Origin of the sequence: Krasilnikovia sp. MM14-A1259, from assembly GCF_047159535.1 — a bacterium.
GTDB lineage: Bacteria > Actinomycetota > Actinomycetes > Mycobacteriales > Micromonosporaceae > Actinoplanes.
Genome location: NZ_BAAGAJ010000002.1, coordinates 2,737,910 through 2,755,564 on the forward strand (window position 1 = coordinate 2,737,910; position 17,655 = coordinate 2,755,564).

Annotated in this window: 13 protein-coding genes; 6 read left to right on the forward strand and 7 right to left on the reverse strand. The window is 70.6% G+C overall.

Translation table 11 applies throughout. The features are described from left to right. Positions 1 to 52 precede the first annotated feature (52 nt). Both ACMCNK_RS12095 and yidC read left to right on the forward strand, forming a co-directional pair. Complete coding sequence (locus ACMCNK_RS12095) at positions 53 to 352, forward strand: DUF6412 domain-containing protein (RefSeq protein ID WP_412736496.1); 300 nt, start codon at positions 53 to 55, stop codon at positions 350 to 352. Positions 353 to 496: 144 nt separating this feature from the next. After that, positions 497 to 1,327 (forward strand): membrane protein insertase YidC, encoded by an 831-nt coding sequence (gene yidC, locus ACMCNK_RS12100; protein WP_412736497.1) that lies wholly within the window; start codon positions 497 to 499, stop codon positions 1,325 to 1,327. Here yidC and ACMCNK_RS12105 read toward each other — a convergent pair. After that, positions 1,293 to 2,516, reverse strand: a complete 1,224-nt coding sequence (locus ACMCNK_RS12105; RefSeq protein WP_412736498.1) for a mannosyltransferase family protein — start codon at positions 2,514 to 2,516, stop codon at positions 1,293 to 1,295. The genes yidC and ACMCNK_RS12105 overlap by 35 nt on opposite strands. Before the next feature lie 246 nt (positions 2,517 to 2,762). On the opposite strand from ACMCNK_RS12105, the gene ACMCNK_RS12110 reads away from it, so the two are divergent. Together ACMCNK_RS12110 and ACMCNK_RS12115 are read left to right on the forward strand one after the other, a co-directional pair. Beyond that, positions 2,763 to 3,743 carry a hypothetical protein gene (locus tag ACMCNK_RS12110; RefSeq protein WP_412736499.1) on the forward strand — a complete coding sequence of 327 codons (981 nt, stop codon included), beginning with the start codon at positions 2,763 to 2,765 and terminating at the stop codon, positions 3,741 to 3,743. Between the two features lie 80 nt (positions 3,744 to 3,823). Beyond that, a complete protein-coding gene (locus tag ACMCNK_RS12115; RefSeq protein WP_412736500.1) occupies positions 3,824 to 5,242 on the forward strand; it encodes a glycosyl hydrolase family 28-related protein in 1,419 nt (472 codons plus the stop codon). A 7-nt stretch (positions 5,243 to 5,249) separates the two neighbouring features. Here ACMCNK_RS12115 and ACMCNK_RS12120 read toward each other — a convergent pair whose 3' ends face one another. From ACMCNK_RS12120 to ACMCNK_RS12145, 6 genes are all read right to left on the reverse strand, one after another. Next, positions 5,250 to 6,485 (reverse strand): hypothetical protein, encoded by a 1,236-nt coding sequence (locus tag ACMCNK_RS12120; protein WP_412736501.1) that lies wholly within the window; start codon positions 6,483 to 6,485, stop codon positions 5,250 to 5,252. Further along, positions 6,482 to 8,101: an O-antigen ligase family protein gene (locus tag ACMCNK_RS12125; protein ID WP_412736502.1), complete on the reverse strand. Its 1,620-nt coding sequence runs from the start codon at positions 8,099 to 8,101 to the stop codon at positions 6,482 to 6,484. Before ACMCNK_RS12125 ends, ACMCNK_RS12120 begins: the two co-directional genes overlap by 4 nt. Further along, on the reverse strand, positions 8,101 to 9,267 hold the full coding sequence (locus ACMCNK_RS12130; protein WP_412736503.1) for a glycosyltransferase family 4 protein: 1,167 nt from the start codon (positions 9,265 to 9,267) through the stop codon (positions 8,101 to 8,103). Before ACMCNK_RS12130 ends, ACMCNK_RS12125 begins: the two co-directional genes overlap by 1 nt. 1 nt (position 9,268) lies before the next feature. Then, positions 9,269 to 10,369: a glycosyltransferase gene (locus ACMCNK_RS12135; protein WP_412736504.1), complete on the reverse strand. Its 1,101-nt coding sequence runs from the start codon at positions 10,367 to 10,369 to the stop codon at positions 9,269 to 9,271. Positions 10,370 to 10,396: 27 nt separating this feature from the next. Beyond that, positions 10,397 to 11,530: a glycosyltransferase gene (locus ACMCNK_RS12140; protein ID WP_412736505.1), complete on the reverse strand. Its 1,134-nt coding sequence runs from the start codon at positions 11,528 to 11,530 to the stop codon at positions 10,397 to 10,399. A 187-nt stretch (positions 11,531 to 11,717) separates the two neighbouring features. After that, positions 11,718 to 13,448 (reverse strand): sugar transferase, encoded by a 1,731-nt coding sequence (locus ACMCNK_RS12145; RefSeq protein ID WP_412736506.1) that lies wholly within the window; start codon positions 13,446 to 13,448, stop codon positions 11,718 to 11,720. 299 nt (positions 13,449 to 13,747) lie between these two features. Between ACMCNK_RS12145 and ACMCNK_RS12150 the strand changes: the two genes are divergently transcribed. Together ACMCNK_RS12150 and ACMCNK_RS12155 are read left to right on the forward strand one after the other, a co-directional pair. Beyond that, positions 13,748 to 14,854 carry an LCP family protein gene (locus tag ACMCNK_RS12150; protein ID WP_412736507.1) on the forward strand — a complete coding sequence of 369 codons (1,107 nt, stop codon included), beginning with the start codon at positions 13,748 to 13,750 and terminating at the stop codon, positions 14,852 to 14,854. Positions 14,855 to 15,067: 213 nt separating this feature from the next. Next, complete coding sequence (locus ACMCNK_RS12155; protein WP_412736508.1) at positions 15,068 to 17,653, forward strand: glutamate--cysteine ligase; 2,586 nt, start codon at positions 15,068 to 15,070, stop codon at positions 17,651 to 17,653. Positions 17,654 to 17,655 lie beyond the last annotated feature (2 nt).

Below are 17,655 nucleotides of genomic sequence, written 5' to 3' on the forward strand. Positions count from 1 at the left end.
CGCGGGCTTCTGAACCCGTGTGGACTTTGCGCCCGGAGGGTACGGTAACGGCGTGATCTGGTGGCAGGTGTTCTGGCAGTTGGTCAGCGTGCTGACCGACGCCGGCCCGACCGATCTGCTCGTCGGCACCGGACTGCTCGTCGGCACGGGCGCGGTCGCCGGTGTGCTGCTGATCGCGGTTTTCGCCGCCAATATGGTGCTGAGCCGGCGTGCCACCGCGGCCGACCCGAGGATCCTCCACCGCGCGTTGCGGGAGTGGGCGGGCCGTGCCGGTGTGCCGCGCCATCGCGATCCCGACGCCGCAGGACGCACCCGGCCGAGAGGGCCCACCGGGCCGCTCGCGGCCGCCTGAGCGTCTTCTCCTTTTCCTACCGCTCGTCGCGGCCGCTGGTGACCGTTCCTGTCCTCATCCAGCCGCTTGGCCGTCCTTCGAGGGGTTCGTCATGCCCGTGTCCATTGTCCTGTCCGGATCCGCTGCCGCCCGGGTGGTGGCGCCATGAGTACGTTGTTCAGCCCGTTGATGGCGATGGTCTATTCGGCGATCTCCGCGGTCCTGCTGTTCTGGCATGCCGCCTGGGACACGGTGCTCGGTGACGCGTTCGGGTGGCAGACGAGCTGGTCCTGGGTGCTCGGCATCGTCTTCCTGGTACTGACCGTCCGCACCGCACTGATCCCGATCGTGATCAGGCAGGTCCGGACGCAACGCGCGGTGCAACTGCTGCAACCCAAGGTCAAGGCGTTGCAGGACAAGCACAAGGGAGACCGGCAGACCCTGCACCAGGAACTCCAGAAGCTCTACCGGTCTGAGCAGGTCAACCCGCTGATGAGTATCCTGCCGATGCTGCTGCAGGCACCGATCCTGCTCGGGTTGCTGCACGTGTTGCGTCACCTCAGGCCGACCGTCACCAGCGAGAGCGCCCGCACACTGTACGGCTGGACTCTGGCGCAGTTCGACAGCGCGGCGAACGCACGGCTGTTCGGGGCACCGATCGCCGCGACGTTCGGCGGCCACGGCGGCACCGTCACGATCGTGGCGGCGATCCTGATCGCGGCGATGGCGGCCACGAGTTTCCTCACCAGCCGGCAGATGATCCGCAAGACGGGATGGTCCCCGGACCCGCAGGCGCGGACGATGCAGCGGCTGACGCTGTTCGCCATCCCGTTGTCGCTGCTCGTGTCCGGCGCGTTCTTTCCCATCGGCGTCGTTCTGTACTGGTTGACGCAGAACCTGTTCGCCTATGGCCAGCAGGTGTGGATCCTGCGCCGGTACCCGCCGCCGGGACCTGCGCCGGTCAAGCGACCCAGTGCGCCTGCAGCACGAGGGTGACGAGCATCAGCGTCTGCAGCGAGAACCCCAGCATCAGATAGATGCGGTCGACGAACGCGTTGCCGCCGATCCGCGCCAGGACGATGAACGCGACCACCCATTCCATGGCGTAGCGCGGCGCCGATTGCAGCCAGCGCTGGTCGCCCACCATCGTCATGGAGACCAGCAGCAGCGGCACCGCCGTGGCGACGAGCAGGAAGTACTGGTCGCGCCGCAACTTCCACGGGCCGACGAAGCCGAGCACCAGCAGAATCAGGGCGCCGAGCACGACGGCGGCCTCGAACAGGGTGATCAGGTAGTACTCGTTCGGGATGAACTCGCCGCTGCGTGGGCCCTGCCGGATGACCAGCCAGATCGCTTCGAGCAGCGACTGCCCGGGAAAGCCGTAGGCGCGCTTCCACGTCGACTGCGCATCCACGAATGCCCGCCAGTTGCCCATCGCCACCTGGCAGTAGACGGCATAGGCGGCCAGGCCGACCGGGACCAGGAGCAGGCTGAGCGCGTTCCACCTGATCCGGCGGGGCCGCCAGCCGATCTGCCGCAGGTATTCGTACGCGAGCGGCACGCCCAGCAGCAGCCCGAACAGCCGGGTCGCGCCGGCCAGCCCGGCCAGCGAACCGGCCAGCCACCAGTGGCCGCGCCGGCAGGCGTACAGGGCGCCGATGCTGAGCAGGATGAACAGCGACTCGTTGTACGCGTTGTACAGGAAGAACGCCATCGGGAAAGCCGCGAAGTAGATCACGGTCCGGGAGGCGACCTTGGCACCGAACTCCATGTCCACGAAGCGGTGCAGCAGGAGCATGCAGAGGTACGCGCAGATCGAGGAGGTCACGGCACCGGCGACGAGAAGGTCACCGGGTGTGAGCTTGTCGACGGTCCAGATCAGCATGGGATACAGCGGGTAGAAGGCCGGGGTGTCCGCGTTCCGGCCGTATCCGTACTCGGCGATCTCGACGTAGAAGTTGACGTCGTTCCACTTCCACATGCCGAAGACGTGGTGCAGGTCGGGCGTGGGGGCGGTGCTCGCGCGCCAGGCGTAGACGGTGATGATCGCGTACGTGACGGTGGCCGCGATCCAGCTGATCAACGCAACCCGGGCGGAGCGGCGCCAGGGGCGGTCCGCGGTCTGCGCCGGCTCGGGCTCCGCCACCGCGGTCAATTCATCGTCACAGGTATTCACCAGCGTCACGGGCTGGGACTATACCGCCAAGTAGCAACCATGATCACCTCCCCGCACGCGGCCGAATGACCTTGATACGACCCGTACGGGAACGTGCCTTTGCCGCCCCAAGGAACCAAGGATGTCGATTGGTCCCGTGGCGGGGCATTCGCGCCCGGAGTCGTCCGGATCAGGCGGGTCAGCGCCAGTGAGACGGTACTAACTGTCGCGATTCCGGGCTGATACGCACCGCTTCATACTGCTACCGTGCGCGTCGTGAGTGAAGAGTCGACCCCCAGCGCGCTGCACCACAGTCAGGACGCGTGGCCCGCACCCGACGGCATCCAGCCGGCACCGGAGAGCGCGCCACCGACGGGTTGGGCCGCCAACTCCGGCATGCACCAGCAATGGAGCCCCACCGTGTCCGGGCCGCCCGCTCAGGGCGGTTGGTCGAGCGGGCAGCCGCAGCAGTGGGACGTGCCACCCGTGCAGCCGCAGTCCGGCGCGGCATGGTCGACACAGCCCCAGTCGGGGGCCGGCTGGGACGCGCCCGCATCGCCGTACCCGAGCGAGCCGATGGCGCAGAATCAGCCGCGCATCACGCCGACGCCGCGCAAGCAGCGCAGTCCGCTGCTCCCGTGGATCGCGGGCCTCACGGTCGCCGTGCTGGCCGCCGGCGCAGGCGGCTACTTCCTCGGTGCCGCCACCGGGGGCGGCGTTAAGAAGGACAAGGACCCGGATCCGGCGCCGCCCGCCGCGACCGGGCTCTACGACGCCCAGCTCGCGTCGGTGAACAAGACGAAGCTCAACAACGAGCTGGCCGGGCTCGCCCAGCCGTGGCTGAACTCGACACTCGGCGCCTGCATGGCGAACACGGACAAGGGCGCCCCTCCCCTCGGCAACGACGAGACCCGCCACGTCACCTGCAAGTACGGCTCTGTCGGTGTGCAGTTCGTGGTCTACAAGAACGCCGATGCCAAGAACGCCTCCCGCCTGTACCGCCAGCAGATGAACATCAACTCCGACGCGATCGCCCCGGGCGTGCACGACCCCGCCCGGATCAACGGCGGCGTCACGGGCGCGCCGGGCAAGGTGATCGAGTACGCATTCCGGGCCGGCGACGGCCGTTCGGTGTGCGGCATGTCCTGGGAGCGTGACGACGCCCCGCTGGCGATCGAGGTCGTCGAGTCGTACTGCGAGGAGGACTTCGGCGGCAAGTGGGAGCCGCTACGCGACCTCTGGCAGCGGCACAGCTGACCGGGTGGGTGAACGATCCAGAAACCGGTCGGCATCGGGTCAACCAGACGGCAGTCGCCGGTTCGGCTAGCCTTCCTGGCGTGACGCTGCTGACCACCGCCATCGACGCCGGACGCCGGTGGTGGGATCGTCGGCGCCGTCCCACCGGCGCCGTTCCCGCTTCGCCGTCCCGGCGCGCCATGCTCACCGGCGGCGGCGCCCTGCTGCTCGGCGCGGGCGTCACCGGCGCCACCACGGGCTACTACGCCGGCACCGGCTCGCCACCCACGGGCGAGGCGACGTCGGACGTCCGCAAGCTGGGCGCGACCGGCGACGGCCGGACCGACGACACCGAAGCCCTGCAGCGCGCCATCGACGCGGTCAAGGACACCGGCGGTGTCGTCTACCTGCCGCCGGGCGTCTACCTGACCCGCGGGCTGCGGCTGTATTCGAGGGTGCACCTGCGCGGCGCCGGCGGCGACACCACGACGCTCAAGCTGCACAAGGGCGCGAACAAGGCGATCCTGGAGTCGGACCGGTTCAGCGAGCTCACCGGCACCGACAAAAACGCCGGTATCGGGCACTTCAGCGTGCGCGACCTCACCCTCGACGGGAACAAGGACGAGAACCCCGACGGCGGGTACGGGATCCGGGTCTACGGCTACGGATACGAGCTGTCCGAGGTCATCATCTTCAACTGCCGGCAGGACGGCCTCTACAGCGAGTGGAGCGCGTCGGCGGCGCTGCCCAGCCCGTCACACCAGATGGAAGCCCGGCTGACCGCGGTCCGTTCGCACGACAACGAGGGCGACGGCCTCAACTTCAACGGCCCACACGACTCGATGTTCGTCAACTGCGTGTCGTTCGAGAACAGCGGTGTCGGCTTCCGGATGGCCGGGCAGAGCCACGGCTCCCAGATGATCAACTGCCACGGCTGGGGCATCCGCCAGGCCGTCGCGTTCCACCTGGCGGCGCTGTCCATCGGTTGTGTGAACTGCTACGCCGACATCAACGGCGGGGTCGGCGTACGGATCTTCCGCCACGGCTGCCGCTGGGTCGGCGGGTTCGTGCTCGGCGCCAACCACACCGGCCATCGGCGCGAGATCGGGGTGCAGTTCGTGCCCGGCCCCGCCGCGAACGAGCCGAGCGGCTGCGTCATCGACACGAAGATCTCCAACTGTGCCACCGCGGCCATCGACTTCGGCGCCGACTCGGGCCAGTCCAGCATCCGCGCCCAGCTCACCCAGCCCGGCGTGCACATCAACGGCCGGTACGTCGACGGCAGCGGCGCGGGCTGGATCGGCTCACCGCACCCGACCAGCCGGGTCGACGTCGTCGAGGGCGTGGCGGACGCGGGAAAGAACTACGTGGTGAGCCCCGCCTTCGAACTTCGCTCACAGGACGTTCCGGGGGCACCCGGCCCGGATTCGGTGCGCGTCTTCGCCCGTACCGTGGGTGGCAACACGCAGCTGTGCGCCCAGTTCCCGAACGGCGTGGTCCGGGTCCTGGCGGCCGAATAACGCCGCCTTACCCCTGCGCCACCAGGTCGCCACTCTCGGCCACGACATCCTTCGGGGCGGCCGCCGGGTCGGGCGTATGAGGCGTGCGGGCGATCCGGTAGGCGAACCAGGCCACCACGAGCGCCTCACAGATCAGCAGCTGCACGAACAACTCCGGCACCCGGTCCACCCAGGCCACCGAGACCGCCAGGCCGGCCAGGGCGATCACCCGCGAACCCACGCCGGACACCAGGTACCGGCCGGGCGTGGCCCAGATCATGTGCCGGATGGACAGCCACGTGGAGAACATCAGCAGGCCCTTGTAGGCACAGAACGCGGCCAGCGCGACGAGTCCCAGCGCCCGCAGATCCGCCGCGAGCAGCCCGCGTACCCAGGGGCTGAACATGACGATGACCGACACCACCGCCCAGCCGCCCACGGTGAGCACGCGTGTGGGGTTGATCCAGCGGGCCTTGCGGCCCATGACGACGTCGTCGCGGGTGGTGGCCGACAGCGTCACGTGGAACGGCCCGAACGCCAGCTCCATCGCGCGCAGCACGATCACCGCGGTCGGTCCGGCCAGGGCCCCGGCGACCGACGGCAGCGCCACGGAGTACGTGAGGTCCACCGACGCGGTGACGAAGTACGCGGCGCCCACCCGGAACCCGGCCCGGTAGCCGGGTCGGATCGTGCCCGGCGCCAACGGCGCGCGGCGCAGCAGCAGCCACGCCAGCACGGCCACTTGGCCGGGCACCGCGGCGACGTCCACCCGCAGCCCGGCAACGGCGAACGCGGCGCCACACACGAGCGTGCCGATCGCCACCACCTGGGGGATCAGGTTGGCCCGGCTGGTGCTCTCCGTCCGCGCCTTCGCCCAGAACGCGGCCTCCAACGGCAGCTGCAGCAGGACCGGAGTGAGCATCAGCAGACGGTCCGGCCAGCTCGCACCGGGCAACGCCACCGCCGCCGACACGCAGCCGACCACCGCCACCGGCAGGATGCTGACCGCCGCGGTACGGCGGGCCCACGACTCCATGTCCCAGTTCGCCGGTAGCAGTCCCGCCGAGATGGGCCTGCCGATCAACGACTCCATCAGCGCGAACGGGAGCGCCAGCAACGCGCCCTGCAAGGCGACCAGCGGCAACCGCGTACCGTCCGCCCACGACGCCAACAGGAACAGGCCGACGCTGGCCAGGCGGCTCAGCGCTTGCACCGACAGCTGCGAGCCTTGAAGTTTGCCCGCGGCGCGGAGGAGGGTGTTCATCGGCGGTATCGCTCCGGGTGCTTCCGCGTGTCCCGGTCCGGGAACGGGCCGGGTTTGTTCAAGATGACGGTGTCGTCGATGCCCGGCCGGTTCATCACCACGGTCTCGCCGGACAGGTCGAGCTGCAGGCGCACGGTCTCGGCTGCCGCCCCGGGTTGCAGGCGCACGGTCTCGGCCAGAACCTCCGAGCCCGGTTCGTCGCCGTCCGGCCCGGTCTCCGGCGGTCCGGACAGCGAACCGGCACGCACGGCGAACGCGACGAACGTGACGAGACAGAGCATCGCGGTCGCGTACTCCCAGACCTCGATCATCACGCAGCCGCTGGCCAGGCCCGCAAGCACGGCCAGGTGGACGGCGTACTCCGGGTGCCGCGACGAGCCACGGGACAGCCGGTAGAGCCCCCAGCACACCAGCGCCAGCACCGTCACCAGCACCGGGATGCCGAGCTGCAGGGAAACGCTCACGAAGTAGTTGTCCACGAAAACCTGCGCCGAGCTGGAGGCGCGCGAGTTCGTGGCGGCGCCCACGGAGCCCATCCCGTTGCCGTACCAGGGTGCGCCCGAACGCAGCAGGCGGCCCCAGATCGTGAACCGCTCGAACGTACTGGTCGAGCCGGTCACACCCAGCGCCGCGAAGCCACCCAGCACCACCGCCACCACGGCCACGCCGATCCAGCGCGCCCGCTTACGTGCTGCTGGGCCGCCGCCACGGTTCAGGACGATGGCCACGACCATGCCGCCGACCAGCAGCAGCGCACCCGTACGGCTGGTGCTCAGCACCAGCCCGACCGCGGCGGCCCCGCCGGCGACATGCCACAGCAGCCGGTTCGGCCGCAGGTCACGGACCAGCCACAGGGCGGCGTAACCGAGCAGGTACGCGCCGCAGAGCAGGCCCAGTGCAGCGTTGACCTCGGTGAGACCGGGCGCCCGGAACGTGGAACCGATGTAGCGGATCGCCCGGTCCGGCTCGAAGCCGTACGCGAGCAGGCGGGTCGGACCGATGATGTACTCGGCCACCGCGGCGACCGCGTTTGCGATCACCAGCCAGGCGGTGACGCTGATCAGGAGGTGCAGCTCGCGCACGCTGAGCCCGAGTACCACCACGAGCATGACGACCGGAAGCACCATGAGCCGGACCCCGACCAGGGTCTGCGAGACGCCGTGGTGGGCCACGCCGATGGGTATCCAGATCGCGAAGATGGCGGCGGCGACCACCGCGACCGTGAGCTGCCGCTGGGTGGGCCGCCGGCGGATCAGCGTCACCAGCAGCAGGGTGCAGCAGACCACCGACGCGGACAGGCTGAGCACGTAGTCATGGCCACCGAAGGCGTCGCCGACCAGCCGTTGCACGCCGAGCAGCCACAACCCGAGCGGAGCGAAGAACACCGTCGCCGCGAACACCGCGCCGGGGAACGGCCGGAGTGCCACGAACAGCAGGAAGGCCACCACAAACGGCAGGGCCGGGTGCAACCCTGCAGCCAGGCTGACCACCTCGGCACCAGCGAGCAGGGCCGCGCCGCCCCACAGCAGCGCGATCCGCGCTCCCCGGGTACGGCTGACCCACCACGGTCGCAGACGTTCCGACCGCAGCAGCCCGAGATTGCCGTCGTCCGCCATCAGGGCCGGGCCTGCGGCCCGGCGACCGAACGGCGGTCCGCCCGCACCGCCTCGTACGTGTCGACGATCGCGTCGACGTGCCGGTCCCAGTTCAGGGCCTCCCCGTCGGCCGCGGCGGCGGCGGCCATCCGGTCGTACTCCGGCGCGGTCATGCTGGCGGCCCGGCGCAGCGCCGCGACGAGCTGGTCACGGCCCTCGAACGTGAGCAGTGCGGCGTCCGAGGCCATCGGCGGCCGGGCGACCGTGCTCGCCACGATGGGCCGGCCCGCGCGCAACGCCTCCACGCAGGAGATCGGGAAGTTCTCCGCCCACTGGCTCGGGAAGACCAGCCAGCCGGCCTCCTGGAACGCGGCCTCCTTGCCGGCGGCGTCCAGGAACCCGAGTGGCTTGATCCCGGGCACGTCGCGGGCTTCGGCGGCGAGCCGGTCGCGCAGTGCGCCGTCGCCGGCCACCAGCAGCCGGCCGCGGACACCGGCCAGGCGCCACGCGTCGAGCAGCATGTCGACGCCCTTGTGCGGGCTGAGCGCGCCGAGGAACAGGAACGTGTCGGTGTGGCCGCGGCGCCAGACCGGCCGCGGGCCGTCCTCGGGCACCGCCAGCGGCACCACCCGGCCGGGCAGCCGCCCGGCGGCGGGCACATGCCGTTCCACGATCTCCCGGGTACGCGCGGCCGGCCACAGCAGCGTGACCCGGCGCAACTGGCTGACCAGCCAGGCCGACCGCAGTTGCAGCGCGGTGTCCAGGGCGGCCGAGCGGCCGCGGTTGCCCAGCGCGTTGTTCGGGTCCGCGATTGCGTAGTCGTGCACTGTGTGACAGATCGGGTACGCGCGGGCCAGCCGGGCCAGCGGCAGCACGCCCAGGCCCTGCCAGTTGTGCACGTGCACCATGTCGGGCGCGAAACCCTGGATGTCCGACAGGCCCAGGCCGGTCGGGTCGGCCACGTCGCCGAGATGCGTGAACACCTTGCGCAGCGCGCCGGAGCGGGCGCCGATCCGCTCACTCATGCGCCGGCCGACGGCCTGATCGGCGGATTCGGCCTGCTCGGAGTCGCGGCTGAAGATCCGCACGTCGTGCCCGCGCGCCGACAACGCACGGGTCAGGTCACGGACGTACTGCTCGGCGCCGCCCCGGATGGCAAAGGACGAATGCACCATGGCGATCCGCACGTCAGCCTCCCCCACGCGCCGCGGCAGCATCTGCCGCGGCCGGTTCTGCGGCCAGCAGCGCGACCAGGTGCTCGGTCGCCGCCCGCCACGAGCGTCCGCCCAGCTCGGCCGTGGCCGTCGGGAGGTGCCCGCTCTCCACCTGGCGCAGCGCACGCACCATCGCGTCACCGGTCCAGCTGTCCATCCGCACGGCCGCCCCGCCGGTGGCCTCCAGCAGCGCCGGGTCCGGTGAGATGACCGTGGGGGTGCCCAACCGCAGCGCCTCGGCCGCGGGCAGCCCGTACCCCTCGAAGTGACTCGGCATGAGGAACGCGGCCGCGCCGGCGACGGTGGCCGCGTACTCGGCGTCGTCGAGGCGGTCCAGGAACAGCACTCGCGGCGCCGCCGCGGACTGCGCCGCCGCGCGCCGGAACTCCTCGGCCGGGTGCCCGCCCGTCAGGACCACGAGGTGGTACGAGTCGAGCTGGGCGACCGCCTCGATCGCGAGCTCGACGCCCTTGTGTGCCGCGTGCCCGGCGACCACCAGGTAGCGGCCTCCGGCGTACCGGATCTCGGACAGCGGCACGGGCAGCGCGCCCGGCGCCTCGCTCAGGTCGCTGCCCGGGTGCCACACCGACGTGCGCGCGTACGGCACGTTGTAGATGCCGAGCAGGTCGTGCCGGGTGCGTGCGCTCACGCAGATGAGCCGTTCGGAGCGCCCGATCGCGGTGCCGTAGCTGAGCCGCCGGTACTGCTTCACCGACGCCGACAGGTCGTGCGGCCACAGCTTGAACGCCAGGTCGTGGACCATCGTGGTGACCGGCAGCCGGCTGCCGCGGATGGCCAGCGACGGGCTCAGGGACAGCACCCGGGCGTCCTCCGCGCCACGGCCGGTGGCCCGGCGCAGCGCCTCGGTGGCCGCGGCGATCGTGCCGACGCGGCCGTGGTCCTGCGAGCTGACCACGGTCACCTCGGCGGAGCGGTCCTGCGGGGCCGTCCAGCCCGCGGGCGCCGCGACGATCCGCAGCGGCGCACCGGACGGCCAGTACCGGACCAGCTCGGTCAGGACGCGGGTGATGCCACCCGCGCCGACGCCGCTGCAGTCGACGATCGTGGTGCTCACCGCGCTCCTCCGCCCGTGCGGGGCCGGTCAGCGGGCCGCATGGTCGATCCATCGTGCCATCCGGTCGGCGAACCGGTCGGCCGAGAAGCCGCCCGCGTGCCGCCGGATGTGGTGCGCCGACAGCTCCCCGAGCCGGTGGACCGCGGCCGCGTACTGGCCGGGGTCGCGGGTGTCGAGCAGGAAGCCGGTCTCGCCGTCCACGACCGTCTCCAGTAGACCGCCGCGACGCAGGCCGATCACGGGAGTGCCGCAGGCCTGCGCCTCGACCGGGATGATGCCGAAGTCCTCGTGGGCGGGGAACAGCAGCGCGCGGGCACCCCAGTAGAGCTGGCGGAGCCGGTCGCGTTCCGGCCGTACCTCGAAGTGGATGGGCACCCGCTTGCCGGCGGCGAGGCGCCGCAGCCGGTCCTCCTCGGGCCCGGACCCGGCGATCACCAGGGGCAGGCCCGCCGCGTCCGCGATCTCGATCATCAGATCGAAGTTCTTGTACGGGATCCAGCGCCCGATGCCGAGCAGGTAGTCGCGCGACTGGTACTGGTCGGCCTGCGGCGCGTCCGCGAAGTAGTACGTGTCGACCGGCGGGTTGATGACCACCGCGTCGCGGTTCCAGAACCGCTTGATCCGGCCCTGCACCTCGATCGAGTTCGCCGCGTACGCGTGCACGTGCCGGCTCAGCTTGATGTCGGCCCGCTGCAGCATCTTGCGCGGCACCTTGAGCGCGGGGTGCGAGCCGCGGCCGTCGAAGTCGGGGCTCCACACGTAGCGCGCGGGCGAGTGGATGTAGCTGAGGTGCCGGGTGCGGTCAGGATCGCCCAGCTTCACGGTGTGCGCGAACGCGTGACTCGACGAGACGACCACGTCGAATGTCTCTTTGCTCAGCGTGCGCCAGACCAGGGGCATGGCGGGCAACGCGAGGGCCTTGCTGCGCTTGAGCGGCGTACGCGACATCCACGACTGGCTCAGCCGCAGCTGGTCGGTGGGCACTCCTTCGTCGGCCCACAGGACCAGACGCTGCGCGTGGGGCATCAGGTCGGCGATGGCCAGGAAGACGGCCTCGGAGCCGCCGGTGGCGCCGAACCACTCGTGTACCAGGGCCACCGAACGGTCTGCCAGCAGCGGAAGCCGTGGGAGTGGTGCGGTCGCCGAGTCGAGCTGGGTCACGCCGTACCACTCGTCTCACGGCATGGCTGTTCGGATCGCATCTTTCCCCGTATCTGTCGCGCGAGTGTGCCGTCCGCTCGCTCGATGGAGTGACAATTAAGGCGGTTTACGTCGATGCTGTCAACCCGGTCACATTCCGGTGGTTCTGCAGTCACCCAGCGCAATTGCCGGTACGCGGCGGAAACCGTCAGCGGCCGCCACCGCGGAACACTTCGCCCACCGTGCGCAGGATGACCTTGACGTCGAGCCAGAGCGACCAGTTCTCGATGTAGTAGTTGTCGAACCGGGCACGGTCGGAGATCGGGGTGTCCCCCCGCAGACCGCTGACCTGGGCCAGCCCGGTCAGGCCGACCGGCACCCGGTGACGCATCGCGTACTCCGGGTAGTCGACCGAGAAGCGGTCGACGAAGTACGGGCGTTCCGGACGCGGGCCGACCACGGTCATGTCACCACGCAGGATGTTCCACAGCTGGGGCAGCTCGTCCAGCGAGGTGCGCCGCATGAACTTGCCGAAGGGACCGACCCGGGGGTCGTGCCCGATGTTCCAGTTGGTCTGCGACTCGTTGTCGTCGGCCGGGCGCATCGACCGGAACTTCATGACGTCGAACGGCTTGCCGTAGCGGCCGATCCGCTGCTGGCGGAAGATGATGCCCTTGCCGCCCTCGAAGTACGTGCCGATCGCGCAGCACAGCAGGACCGGGGAGAGCAACAGCAGCGCGATCGACGCGAAGATCACGTCGGAACTGCGCTTGACCGCCCACTTCGGACCGGAGAGCGTGGGCTGGCGCAGCGGGGCCACCGGGATGGCGCCGATGTGGTCGGGCGTGCCGACCGTGCCGGGGAACTCCCGCAGCCGCGGCACCATCCACAGGTCGGTCTCGGCCAGTCCGGGCGCCCGCACGGCGCGCAGCAGGCGATTCTCCGAGCAGTCGATGTCCGCGATGATCACCACTTCGGTGTCCGTGTAGCGGACCAGATCCTCCAGGTCCTCCAGGTGACCGACCAGCGGCGAACTCTCCCGCTTGGTGTGCGCCGTGGACGGGACGTCGACGAATCCGACGAAGCGCAGGCCGTACTGGGGGTAGCGGCGCAGCAGCCGGGCCAGCTCGATGGCCACCGGGCCGCCGCCCACGATGATGGCGCCGTGCTCCACCCAGCGCCGGCGGCGGGCGATCACCACGGCCATGCGGCTGACCGCACGGGCCGGGAGCAGCAGCGCCGCGGAGACCGCGGCCAGCCGCAGGAAGCCCTCGATGTAGTTGAACGAGTCGTGCCGGCTGGCCACCGCGATCGCCACGGCCGCGGTGGCGGCCAGGAACCGGAAATACACCGCGGGGAGCTCGTCGAGCACGCTGAGGTGCCGGCGCGCCCGGTACAGCCCGCCGACGGCGAACGCGCCGACCGCCACGAAGGCCATCGCGGTCGACGCCTTCCAGTACTGCTGGCTCCACGTGATGGGGGCGAGCAGCGCGACCAGGTCGATCGGCAGCGCGAGCATCCAGGCCCGCAGCGGGCGGGTGCGGGCCGCGGCCTCGGACGGGATGTACGGCAGGACCACGGTCGAGCGGGAGCTGCCCTCGATGAGGATCCGCTCGGTTGGCGGCTCCTCCGCGCGTCTCGGCCCCGCGCTTTCGCGCGGCTCCGCGCTCGCGCCGGCCTCCGGGCTGGTGCGCTGCCGCGGCAGGCCCCGCTGGTCGGCGCTCTTGCGCTGCTCGGCGCCCTTGCGGTGACCGGCGCCTTTGCGGGTCTCCGGGCCTTTGCGCGGCGCCTGAATGGGTTCGTCGAGGTCGCCCGGTGCCCACCAGTCGAACTGTCCGTCCGGCCGCGGCTGCGGCCCGCCGTTCGACGCGCGAGACAGCGGACCAACCGACGCCCGTCCCTGTGCGGGATCGGGAAGCCTGGAATCCGTCTGTGCCATCACTTGTCCCCGTGCCACGACGCGACTCTCTGCCGCAATCGAGGCCGAATGATAAAGGTCGCTGTCAATCCGCGCCAGAGCGTGACCGGCGACCCGACTTGCGGATCCATGCCGGATGCAGGTGGGTTTCGTCCTCATCAGCAGATTTGTCGAGGCGGTCAATTCGGGCATCCGGCTACCAGCCTGGCAATTGCCACTGGTATCGATCCGAGTGCGATTGATCACACCTCATCTCTCGAACTCAGACAATACAGACGACGGGGCGACGCACGCTTGCGTGCATCGATACCATCGCCGCCATGCGCACCGGACAGCAGCTTCATGACCGCGACGCCACCCAGGTGATGGGACCACTCGGCGACTTCGAGGAGATCCCCCCGGGCAAGCACGTCGCGCCCAAAACCAAGAAGCGCATGAGCCGCCGCGCGAAGCTCATCCTCAGCCTCATCCTCGTGCCGCTGATTCTGCTCGGCGTCGGTCTGATGTCGGCGGGCATCTATCTGCACAACGTGGAAGGAAACGTCCAGCGGGTCAACGCGTTCGACCAGGTGCCCGAGTCCAGCCGCCCGCAGAAGGAGGCGGCGGCCGGGGGCGCGCAGAACTTCCTGCTGCTGGGCAGCGACTCGCGCGACCCGGAGAACAACGGAGGCTCGCGCAGCGACACGATCATCGTCCTGCACCTGAACAAGGACAAGTCGGCCGCGCAGCTCATCTCCATCCCGCGTGACACCTGGACGTTCATCCCCCGGGCGGCGAACGGCCAGCACGGCGGCGTCGACTCGAAGATCAACGCATCGTTCGCCTGGGGTGGCGTTCCGTTGATGGTGCAGACCGTCGAGGGTTACACCGGGGTGCGGATCGACCACGTTGCGCTCGTGGACTTCGCCGGATTCAAGGAGATCGTGGACGCCCTCGGCGGCATCAACGTCGACGTGGAAGCGACGTTCACCTCCACCCACTCGCTGAACGCCAACCACGAGCGGCACTTCGAGAAGGGCCCGCAGACGCTGGACGGCGCCGCCGCACTGGACTACGCCCGCGAGCGGTACTCGTTCAAGGACGGCGACTTCGCCCGCATCCGCCACCAGCAGCAGGTCATCAAGGCCATCCTCAACAAGGCCTCGTCCGGCGGCATGCTGTCGAGCCCGACCAAGCTCAACGACTTCCTCAAGGCCACGACGAACACCGTGAGCGTCGACAAGGACCTCAACCTGATCGACATGGCCACCCAGCTGCGTCACCTGCGCAGTGAGAACCTCAACTTCTACACCAGCCCCACCAAGGGCACCGGCATGATCGGCACCCAGAGCGTCGTCCTGCCGGACAAGGCCAAGGCCAAGGAGCTGTTCGCCGCGGTCCGCAAGGACGACACGGAGGCGATCACCCGCCTGGGCACCTCCAAGTAGGACACCAGCCAGCAGCAACGCCGGCCGGGGATTCGTTCCCCGGCCGGCGTTGTGCTTTCCCGGGCCGGCGCATTCGTCCGTCAACGCCCCTGCCGCCGCGATCGGCGAGCTTGGAGCACGGCGGAAATGGGCACGTCACATGTTCGGCATACGAGGTAGCCACGCTCCCGGTAGGAGCGGCTGCGCGGGCCGGACGACGAAGGCGGGGAACGTATGACGGAGTCTCTGAGCGTCACCACAGGCGGCGCCCCCGACCCTGCCCGTGCGGACCTCACCCTCGGCGTCGAGGAGGAACTGCACGTCGTCGACCTGCGCACCCGCGAACTGGTGCCCCGCGCGCCCGAGGTGCTGGCCCGGCTCGACCAGGACCACTACTCCGCCGAGCTGCACCGCTCGGTCGTCGAGACGAACACCCCGATCGCGCGCACGCTCGACGACCTGCGCACGGGCATCGTGGCGCTGCGCCGCCGGGCCATCGGCGTCGCCACGGCCCAGGGCCTGGGACTGGTGGCGGCGGGCACCGTACCCCTGGTCGATCTCGACAGCCCGCCGGTGACCCCGACCTCGCGATATCGCCGGATGCTCGACGACTATCAGCTCCTCGTCCGGGAACAACTCATCTGCGGTGCGCAGGTGCACGTCGGAGTCCCCGATCGCGACGAGGCGGTCGCCGTGGCGCAACTGGTCACCCCGGCGCTGCCGGTGCTGCTGGCGTTGTCGGCCAGCTCGCCGTACTGGATGCTGGAGGACTCCGGATACGCGAGCACCCGATCGCTGATCTGGATGCGCTGGCCCACGGCCGGCGACAGCGGCGGTGTGGCATCAGCTGCGGAGCACGACGCGCTGGTCGCCGACCTGATCACGTCAGGGACGATCACCGACCCCAAGATGGTCTATTTCGATGTACGCCCGTCCGCCCACCTGCCAACCGTCGAGTTGCGGGTCACCGACTCCAGCCCGGACGTCGACACCGTGGTGTTGCTCGCCGGGCTGTTCCGGGCGCTGGTGCTGCGGGCGCGACACGAGTACCGGGCCGGGGAGCCCTCGGGCCGGATCCGGGCGCCGCTGCACCGGGCCGCGATGTGGCGGGCGGCCCGCTCCGGGCTGGAGGGCACTTTGCTCGACCTGCCCCGCTCCCCCGCCCCGGTGCCCGCGGCCGTCGCCGTGCAACGGCTCGTCGCCGACCTGCGCCCGTGGCTGGAAGAACTGGGCGACTGGGAACAGGTCCTCGACCTGTCCGCCGCCACGCTCAGCCGCGGCAGCTCCGCGGCGCGGCAACGGCGCGCCATGGCCCGCCGCGGCCGTCTGTCCGATGTGGTCGATCTGCTGATCGCCGACACCCGCGGTGGCGCCACCGGGATCGGGCCGCGCGGGCAGAGCTTGCCCGCGGGGCTCACCCCGTACGCGGCGATCGGCGATGAGGCGTTCCCGCGCGGCGACGTGGCACCGGGATATCAGGGCATCTTCGCCACACTGTCCGCGCTCGGACCGGTGGGGCTGCGCCGCCGCGAGGACGCCAAGGACGACGAGCAGCGCGCCCGGGGCGTCACGTTCAGTGTGGCCGGTGAGGCCGCAACCCGCCTGTTCCCGTTCGACCTGGTGCCCCGGGTCGTGGCGGCGGGCGACTGGACACGGCTGCGGGCCGGGCTGGTGCAACGGGTCCGGGCGCTGAACGCGTTCGTCGACGACGTGTACGGCGACCGTGCCGTGGTCGCCGACGGCGTCGTCCCCGCGTGGGTGATCACCGGCTCCCCCGAGCTGCGCCCCAGCGGCGCCCTGGTCCACCGGCCCGGCGTGCGCGCCACCGTGGCCGGCGTCGACCTGGTACGCGACGCCGTCGGCACCTGGCGCGTGCTGGAGGACAACCTGCGGGTGCCCTCCGGCATCGCCTACGCCATGCAGAACCGGCGGCTCACCGACGCCGTGCTTCCGGAGCTGCCCCGCCCCACCGGCCTGGCCGCGCCGGACGGCGTACCGAAACTGCTGTTGCGGGCGCTCCGCGACGCCGCGAGCCCGGCCGCGGGCGACGACCCGGCGGTGGTGCTGCTCAGTCAGGGACCGGCGGACTCGGCATGGTTCGAGCACCGGATGCTCGCCGAGGAGATGGGCGTGCCGGTGGTGCGCGGCACCGACCTGCTCGTCGACGACGGCATCGTCCATCGCCTGGCGGACGGCCACCGCCACCGCGTCGACGTGATCTATCTGCGGATGGGCGAGGACAGCCTGGTCCACTCCCCCGGCGCGGACGGCATGCCGCTGGGCCCCGGCCTGATGGCCGCCGTGCACGGAAACACGGTCGTGCTGGCCAACGCGCTCGGAAACGGCATCGGCGACGACAAGGCCGTGTACGCGTACGTGCCGAAACTCATCGAGTACTACCTGAGTGAGCGGCCGCTGCTGAGGGACGTGCCGACGTACCTGTGCGGTATCGAGGAACAACGGTCCGAGGTGCTGCGGCGCCTGCCCGAGCTGGTGTGCAAGCCGGTCGACGGGTACGGCGGCGACCGCATCGTCATCGGCCCGCACGCCGGCCCCGAGGACCTCGTCGCGGTGCGCCGGCAGATCCTGGCGGCCCCGCACCGCTGGGTGGCGCAGGAGGTCGTGCAACTGTCCACGCATCCCGTGTTCGACGGGCAAGGGCTCGCGCCGCGCCATGTCGACCTGCGGGCATTTGTGTTCACCGGCGTCGAGTCCGTCGTGGCGCCCGCCGCCCTGACCCGGGTCGCCCCCGCCGACAGCATGATCGTCAACTCGTCGCGCGGCGGTGGCTCCAAGGACACCTGGCTGCTGCAGCGATAGGA

Bases quoted from the DNA above. Each gene is read 5' to 3' on its own strand.
- ACMCNK_RS12125 (WP_412736502.1), bottom strand. From the start codon at position 8,101: ATGGCGGACGACGGCAATCTCGGGCTGCTGCGGTCGGAACGTCTGCGA.
- yidC (WP_412736497.1), top strand. From the start codon at position 497: ATGAGTACGTTGTTCAGCCCGTTGATGGCGATGGTCTATTCGGCGATC.
- ACMCNK_RS12145 (WP_412736506.1), bottom strand. From the start codon at position 13,448: ATGGCACAGACGGATTCCAGGCTTCCCGATCCCGCACAGGGACGGGCG.
- ACMCNK_RS12120 (WP_412736501.1), bottom strand. From the start codon at position 6,485: ATGAACACCCTCCTCCGCGCCGCGGGCAAACTTCAAGGCTCGCAGCTG.
- ACMCNK_RS12150 (WP_412736507.1), top strand. From the start codon at position 13,748: ATGCGCACCGGACAGCAGCTTCATGACCGCGACGCCACCCAGGTGATG.
- ACMCNK_RS12155 (WP_412736508.1), top strand. From the start codon at position 15,068: ATGACGGAGTCTCTGAGCGTCACCACAGGCGGCGCCCCCGACCCTGCC.